Origin of the sequence: Maricaulis parjimensis (assembly GCF_016817355.1) — a bacterium.
GTDB classification, from domain to species: Bacteria; Pseudomonadota; Alphaproteobacteria; order Caulobacterales; family Maricaulaceae; genus Maricaulis; species Maricaulis parjimensis.
Genome location: NZ_JADOTT010000001.1, coordinates 803,754 through 810,653 on the forward strand (window position 1 = coordinate 803,754; position 6,900 = coordinate 810,653).

6 protein-coding genes are annotated in these 6,900 nt (G+C 61.6%); 3 read left to right on the top strand and 3 right to left on the bottom strand.

Translation table 11 applies throughout. From position 1 onward, the window contains the following. Positions 1–46: 46 nt before the first annotated feature. The 3 genes from I0K07_RS03635 to hppD form a co-directional block, all read right to left on the bottom strand. Positions 47–1,024 carry a PhoH family protein gene (locus I0K07_RS03635; protein WP_203291432.1) on the bottom strand — a complete coding sequence of 326 codons (978 nt, stop codon included), beginning with the start codon at positions 1,022–1,024 and terminating at the stop codon, positions 47–49. Positions 1,025–1,167: 143 nt separating this feature from the next. Then, on the bottom strand, positions 1,168–1,701 hold the full coding sequence (locus I0K07_RS03640) for a VOC family protein (RefSeq protein WP_203291433.1): 534 nt from the start codon (positions 1,699–1,701) through the stop codon (positions 1,168–1,170). Between the two features lie 9 nt (positions 1,702–1,710). Further along, positions 1,711–2,790: a 4-hydroxyphenylpyruvate dioxygenase gene (hppD, locus tag I0K07_RS03645; protein ID WP_203291435.1), complete on the bottom strand. Its 1,080-nt coding sequence runs from the start codon at positions 2,788–2,790 to the stop codon at positions 1,711–1,713. A 120-nt stretch (positions 2,791–2,910) separates the two neighbouring features. Between hppD and I0K07_RS03650 the strand changes: the two genes are divergently transcribed. From I0K07_RS03650 to typA, 3 genes are all read left to right on the top strand, one after another. Then, positions 2,911–3,396 carry a MarR family winged helix-turn-helix transcriptional regulator gene (locus I0K07_RS03650; RefSeq protein WP_203291437.1) on the top strand — a complete coding sequence of 162 codons (486 nt, stop codon included), beginning with the start codon at positions 2,911–2,913 and terminating at the stop codon, positions 3,394–3,396. Positions 3,397–3,465: 69 nt separating this feature from the next. Continuing rightward, positions 3,466–4,641 carry a cache domain-containing protein gene (locus I0K07_RS03655; protein WP_203291439.1) on the top strand — a complete coding sequence of 392 codons (1,176 nt, stop codon included), beginning with the start codon at positions 3,466–3,468 and terminating at the stop codon, positions 4,639–4,641. A gap of 65 nt (positions 4,642–4,706) precedes the next feature. Continuing rightward, positions 4,707–6,533: a translational GTPase TypA gene (typA, locus tag I0K07_RS03660; protein ID WP_203291441.1), complete on the top strand. Its 1,827-nt coding sequence runs from the start codon at positions 4,707–4,709 to the stop codon at positions 6,531–6,533. The last annotated feature ends 367 nt before the right edge of the window (positions 6,534–6,900 follow it).

Genomic DNA, 6,900 nt, shown 5'->3' on the forward strand with positions numbered 1-6,900 from the left:
GGAAGGGGGATGCGGACCGGTTTTGTCCAGTGTTCAGGCGAAGGCGTCAGTCAGCCTTGCTGGAGTGCTCATACAGCTCTTCCAGTTCCGCAACGACCGGGTTGCGGACGACCTGTCGGGCGGTGAAGCGAAAGACGCGGGCGATCGGCCGATCATCCAGAAGGGAGATCAGATGCTCCAGGCCGGACGGGCCAGGTGTGTCTGCAGAGACGTGATTGGGGTCTCCGGTGAGGACGATGCGGGCGTTCTGGCCGAGGCGGGTCACCACCATCCGGGTCTGGACCGGGGTCAAATCCTGGGCCTCATCGACCAGGATGAAGGCATTGCGGAAGGTGCGGCCGCGCATGTGTTCCAGCGGCATGACCTGCAGCCATTTCTCGTTTCTCAGGCGGCGCACCTCCTCGGGGCCGACCAGATCATTCAGCTCGTCCTCGATGGCGGCATGCTGGCGTTCGGAATGGAAATCGGCCGGGTCGTCGCTATTGCGCGAAGCTTTGATGTGCGGGCTTGTGATGATCAGGCGGCGGCAATTGCCGGCTTCGATCAGGTTGAGCCCGGCTGCCAGGGCGAGATGGGTCTTGCCGGTTCCGGTGGAGCCGATGCCGATCGTGATCGGCGTGTCCCGATCCAGCATGGACTGCATGTAGGCGTGCTGGATCAGGGTTTTGGAGCGTACCGGCATTTTCAGGCCCGGCAGACGGAAGGCCAGGTCCCGCTGCAGGGCATCGGTGATGACACTCTGCAGGAGATGATGGGCCCAGGGGGCTTCCGGTTCCGAATGGCCGGTCCAGTGTTCAGCCGCTTTTTCCACCAGGTGCTGGAGGATGATCACGGCCGGTTCGTCGCCGCTGAAGTCCACGCCGGTATCACCGGTGGAGAAGCGGGCCGCATAGGGGGCCAGAAGCGGTTGGAGCGCTTCCACCAGGCCCGGTTCGATTGCGCGAAGATGGGCGGCAAAATCCGGCGCCAGCTCAAGACGGGTGCTGAAGGCGGCGGTGGTTTCGCTGGGGTGGCTGGCTTGCATGGGGTGTCACCTCGGTCCGGACCCGCTCTGACTAGACCGGACGGTTCCAATTTAGGGTTAACTCCCGGGCTGGCGGACAAGAAAAACGCCCCGGCAGGGAGGTGCCGGGGCGTTCAGGGACTGAGGCCGGTTGGGGGAATGCGTCAGTCCTGTTCGTGCAGCCAGGCGGCGTGCTTGGGGGCGCGCTTGGTCTGGCTCCACTCTTCGATCATCAGAGACGCAACTTCATTGAGCTGCTTCATCTGATCCGGGGTTCCCGTATTGGCCGCCAGTTCGAGACGGTGACCATTCGGGTCGAAGAAATAGATGGATTTGAAAATGCCGTGATTGACCGGGCCGAGCACGTCGAGGCCTTCGGCTTCGATATGGGCCTTGGCCTTTTCCAGCGCGTCGAGGTCTTCCACCTCGAAGGCGATGTGCTGCACCCAGGCCGGGGTTTGCGGGTCACGACCCATTTCCGGCGAGTTCGGCAGTTCGAAAAAGGCCAGCACATTGCCCATCCCCGCATCGAGGAAGATGTGCATGTACGGGTCCGGTTCCTTGGTCGACGGCACTTCGTTTTCCGCGATGGCCAGGACCAGATCCATATTCATCACGCGCTTGTAGAAATCGACCGTCTCCTTGGCGTCCTTGCACCGGTAGGCGACGTGGTGGATGCGCTTGAGATTGACCGACATGGTGACCTCTTATTCCGCTGCCTGGATGACGCCGCGATTGATCTGGTCGCGTTCGATGCTCTCGAACAGGGCCTTGAAATTGCCCTCGCCGAAGCCCTCGTCTTCCTTGCGCTGGATGAATTCGAAGAAGATCGGGCCGATCGCCTTCTCGCCGAAGATCTGCAGCAGGAGACGCGGCTGGCCGCCTTCGGTGGTGCCGTCCAGCAGGATGCCGCGTTTCTGGAATTCCGCGACCGGCTCGCCATGGCCCGGCAGGCGCTCGTCCAGCATCTCGTAATAGGTTTCCGGCGGGGCGGTCATGAATTTCACGCCGCAGGCCTTCAGGCGGTCCCAGCATTCCACGAGATTGTCGCAGGAGAAGGCGATGTGCTGGATGCCTTCGCCCTTGTACTCGCGCAGATATTCCTCGATCTGGCCAACGCCGTCGGACTTCTCTTCGTTCAGCGGGATGCGGATCAGCCCGTCCGGTGCGGTCATCGCGCGCGACAGCAGGCCGGTATATTCGCCCTTGATGTCGAAATAGCGGATTTCGCGGAAGTTGAAGAGGTCCTCGTAATACTTGGCCCAATAGTCCATGCGGCCCTTGTAGACATTGTGCGTCAGGTGATCGATCACCTTGAAGCCGCAGCCTTCGGGATGGCGCTCGACACCGTCCAGATATTCAAAATCGATGTCATAGATGGACTGACCATCTTCGAACCGGTCGATCAGATAAACCGTGGCGCCACCGATACCCTTGATGGCCGGCAGGCGCAGTTCGGAAACGCCGGTTTCGGTTTCGACCGGCTGGGCGCCTTTTTCCAGCGCCAGGGAATAGGCCTGTTTCGCATTCTTCACGCGGAAACCCATGCCGGAGGCGGACGGGCCGTGCTCGGCGGCGAAGAAGGCGGCCGGCGTGCCCGGCTCGTAATTGATCAGGAAGTTGATATCGCCCTGGCGCCACAGCTCGATGTCTTTGGAGCGGTGATTGGCAATATGGGTAAAGCCCATCGTCTGGAAGACCGGCTCGATCACACCGCGCTCCGGTGCTGCAAATTCCACGAACTCAAAGCCGCAGAGGCCCATCGGATTTTCGAACAGATCTGCCATGTCTCGTCTCCTGGATTGAAGGGGTGCCCTCCGCGTGCGGAGGCACGGACCCGATTTTGACGCTTCGCTATCATATTGGTTGCTATTGCGTCAAGTTGTGATTGCAACTATTATGGCGAAATGACCGAACCGAAATCCATCACGGCTCCGACGCCGCCCGACGCCATTCGTCTCGATGAATACTGGCCCTATCAGGTCACCGTTCTGGCGGACCGTATATCCCGCAGGACCGCCGCCATCGTGAAGCGGGAAGCCGGGCTCAACCTGTCGCAATGGCGGGTGCTGGCGGCGATTGCCGAAAGCCCGGGCCGGACGGCTGTGGATGTGGTGTCGATGACGCCGATGGACAAGGGCATTGTCAGCCGGGCGACCAAGGCCCTTCTTTCGGGCGGTTATCTGGTCCGCGAGGCCTCACAGGTGGATGGCCGGGTCAGTCATCTCTTCCTGACCGAAGCCGGGGCCGCGCTCTATTCGGGTCTCAAGCCGGCCGTGGAAGCGGTGCCGCGGGAGGCCAATGCGCATCTCAGCCCGGCCGAGCAGGCCTTATTCTGCGCCCGTCTCAAACAGCTCGCTGATGCCCTGCCCGACAGCGAACTGCAGAGCTAGGACAGCATTCATCAAATATCACGCGCCTTCGGCAAACCATTGTGTATACAGGACACTGGAGGGTGCGCAGTGAAGATGCACAATTGGATGGTCGCGGCATGGCATGTCGTGATTGCGGGGCTTGTTGCCACCGTGGTCGCGTGTGTTTCCTATGCCGTCATGGATTCTGCGCTGCGCACAGCGCGCGCCGAGACCCTGCAATCCTATATTCGTGTCCGGGCCGACCGCGAACAGAATTTGTTCGACGAGGCGCGCACCTATATCGAGGCCGCCGAACAATCCTTCTTGCGCCGCCTGGAGCAGATCAGTCCGGAACAGGCCGAGGCAGAATTCAACCGCTTCTTCCCGGAGTTCGGCGACGGGACCCGCCGCAGCGTCGACGCCCTGTTTGATGGCACATTGCTGGCCAGCGGGGATTATGTGTTTGGCGTCGGCGCCTTTCTGGCCGACAGCGAAACGATGACGGTCGAAGACCAGCGCCGCTATCTGGCCGCTTTCCACACCGTCCGGGCTGTCGGTGAGGCGCATCTGGGAACTTTCTCCAGCCTCTATTATTTCACGCCGGACCGCCGCGTCCTGATGTTCGCGCCGCAGCGTGAAGACCGGCTGATGTTCTACCGGCGCGAAGCCCCGGCCGACTTCCAGCTCCAGGCTGATGAGGATCCGCGTCTCTTCTCGCTGGTGACCAATCCCAATAGTGACATGCAGTGCACGCGGCTTTCGCGCTTTGTCTACAATGACAGCGGCGAACGCTCGGCGACGGCCTGCCGCATGCCGATGCGGGAGGGGGAGACCCTTCTGGGTGCCTTCGGGACCTCGATCATGATGACGGACTATTTGTCCGGCACGCTGGAAAATCCGCCCAATGGCGGCCTCAACATGATGTTCGACCGAGATGGCGCGGTGATTGCCCGCGGAACCACCACGATTCCGAATGATCATTCGCATGTCAGCCCGGACGAGATCATGGGCTTGCTGCAGGACGATCCGCGTCCACGTGGCATTGTGGAGGCGGCCGATCGCATGCATTTGATCGCCTTCAATCGGATTGCCGGCCCCGACTGGTATTTCGTTTCCGTTGTTCCGCTTGAAGATCTGGAGATGAAGGCCCAGCACCAGGCCTTCAAACTCTTCATCATCGCCTTCATCGTATCGCTGATCGGGGCCTCGGTCCGGGGGGCGGTTCGCCGCTGGACACCCCTCAGCCGCTTCCTGGAAGCGCGCCGCAAGGCCGGCACGGAATAAGCACTGGCCACGCCGCCCCATGCAGCGTATGAGGGCGCGCCCTTTCACCACAGGAAATCATGCCCATGAGCGCGTCCCTCGATAAGCTGCGCAATATCGCCATTGTGGCCCACGTCGACCACGGCAAGACCACGCTGGTTGACCAGCTGCTGCAGCAATCCGGTACGCTCGGCGAGCGCGCCAATGTCTCCGAGCGCATGATGGACTCCAATGATCTGGAGAAAGAGCGCGGCATCACCATTCTCGCCAAGAATACGGCGGTGACCTGGAATGACTGGGCGATCAATATCGTCGACACGCCCGGCCACGCCGATTTCGGCGGCGAAGTGGAACGCGTCCTCTCCATGGTCGACGGGGTGCTCCTCCTGGTCGATGCCGTCGACGGCCCGATGCCGCAGACCTCTTTTGTGACCAAGAAGGCGCTGGCGCGCGGGCTGAAGCCGATCGTGGTGATCAACAAGGCCGACCGTCCCTCCGCCCGTCCGGACTGGGTGGTGGACCAGACCTTCGACCTGTTTGATCGACTCGGCGCCAATGAGGAACAGCTCGACTTCCCGGTCGTCTACGCCTCCGCCCTGCAGGGCTGGGCTGCCAATGAGGCGGGCGAGATCGGCACCGACATGAACCCGCTTTTCGAGATGATCACGAAACACACGCCGGAACCGGACGTGGATCGCGATGGTCCGCTGCAGCTGCAGGTCTCGGCGCTGGATTATTCCTCCTTCACCGGCGTGATCGGCATTGGCCGTGTGGCCCGGGGCAAGGTGAAGAAGAACCAGGCCGTCACCGTCGCCAAGGCCGATGGCCGCAAGGTGAAGGGCAAGATCCTGCAGATCTTCGGCTTCCACGGCCTGGAAAAGGTTGAGCGCGACAGCGCGATGGCCGGGGACATCATCACCTTCACCGGGATCGAGGACCTCAAGATTTCCGACACGGTCTGTGATCCGGATCATGTCGAGGCCCTGCCGCCGCTTTCCGTGGACGAGCCGACCCTGTCCATGACCTTCCAGGTCAATGACAGCCCCTTTGCCGGCCGCGAAGGCAAGTTCGTGACCTCGCGCAATATCAAGGACCGTCTCGAACGCGAGCTAATCCACAATGTCGCCCTGCGCGTGGAGCAGCAGGATGATGCGGACAAGTTCACCGTCTCCGGACGCGGCGAACTCCACCTCTCCATCCTGATCGAGAACATGCGCCGCGAAGGCTTCGAACTGGCTGTCGGCCGTCCGCGCGTGGTCCTGAAAGAGGAAAATGGAGAGGTCCTGGAACCGTTCGAGAGCCTGACCGTCGACCTGGAAGAGGAACACCAGGGTGGCGTCATGGAAAAGCTCGGCCTGCGCAAGGCCGAGATGAAGAACATGGTGCCGGACGGGCATGGCCGGGTGCGGATCGATTATGTCATCCCGACCCGCGGCCTGATCGGTTTCCGCTCCGAATTCCTGACCCTGACCTCGGGCACCGGCCTGATGTTCCACACTTTTGACCATTATGGTCCGCGCACGACCGGCGAGATCGGTCAGCGCCATAATGGCGCGATCATCTCCATGATCGATGGCAAGGCGCTGGGCTTTGCCCTGTTCAATCTGCAGGAACGCGGCAAGCTCTTCATCGGCCATGGTGTCGAGGTCTATGAGGGCATGATCATCGGCGTGAACTCGCGCGAAGAAGACATGATCGCCAACCCGACCAAGGGCAAGAAGCTGACCAATATGCGGGCCTCCGGCACGGACGAGAACATCGTGCTGACCCCGCCGATCAAGCTGACCCTGGAATACGCGCTGGAATTCATCGACGATGACGAGCTCGTCGAAGTGACCCCCCAGTCGATCCGCATCCGCAAGATCTGGCTGAAAGAGCACGAGCGCAAGAAGGCGTCCCGCGCCAAGGAATAGGGCGGGGCCTGGGCCTTCATCGCCATCTCCCAACACATCATTTTCCCCGGGCGAAGTCCCGGGGCCGACAGGGTGTTACATCTTTTCATCGGATGAGGGTGCGGCGCCTTCGGTTGGCCCCGGAACAAGTCCGGGGAAAATGCATTCATGATTCACGGCGTTCAGCGCCACGGCGTTTCGGCCTGGCGGTATGAGAGGTGTGCGGGAGGCCGGCGCTTGCCGTGCCGGCGTGTTTTCTAAGTGTGTGTGACAGGCACTGGCCTCCCGCACGCGGAGATTTCCCGAACGCTCTCGCCCCCGTTTCCAATCCGGCCGGTACTCAGGTCGGGCGTTTAGTGCCGTCAGACCGGGCCGGACGCCCTGCCGG

Coding starts and splice junctions, on each gene's coding strand:
- I0K07_RS03650 (WP_203291437.1), top strand. CDS start 2,911: ATGACCGAACCGAAATCCATCACGGCTCCGACGCCGCCCGACGCCATT.
- I0K07_RS03640 (WP_203291433.1), bottom strand. CDS start 1,701: ATGTCGGTCAATCTCAAGCGCATCCACCACGTCGCCTACCGGTGCAAG.
- I0K07_RS03635 (WP_203291432.1), bottom strand. CDS start 1,024: ATGCAAGCCAGCCACCCCAGCGAAACCACCGCCGCCTTCAGCACCCGT.
- hppD (WP_203291435.1), bottom strand. CDS start 2,790: ATGGCAGATCTGTTCGAAAATCCGATGGGCCTCTGCGGCTTTGAGTTC.
- typA (WP_203291441.1), top strand. CDS start 4,707: ATGAGCGCGTCCCTCGATAAGCTGCGCAATATCGCCATTGTGGCCCAC.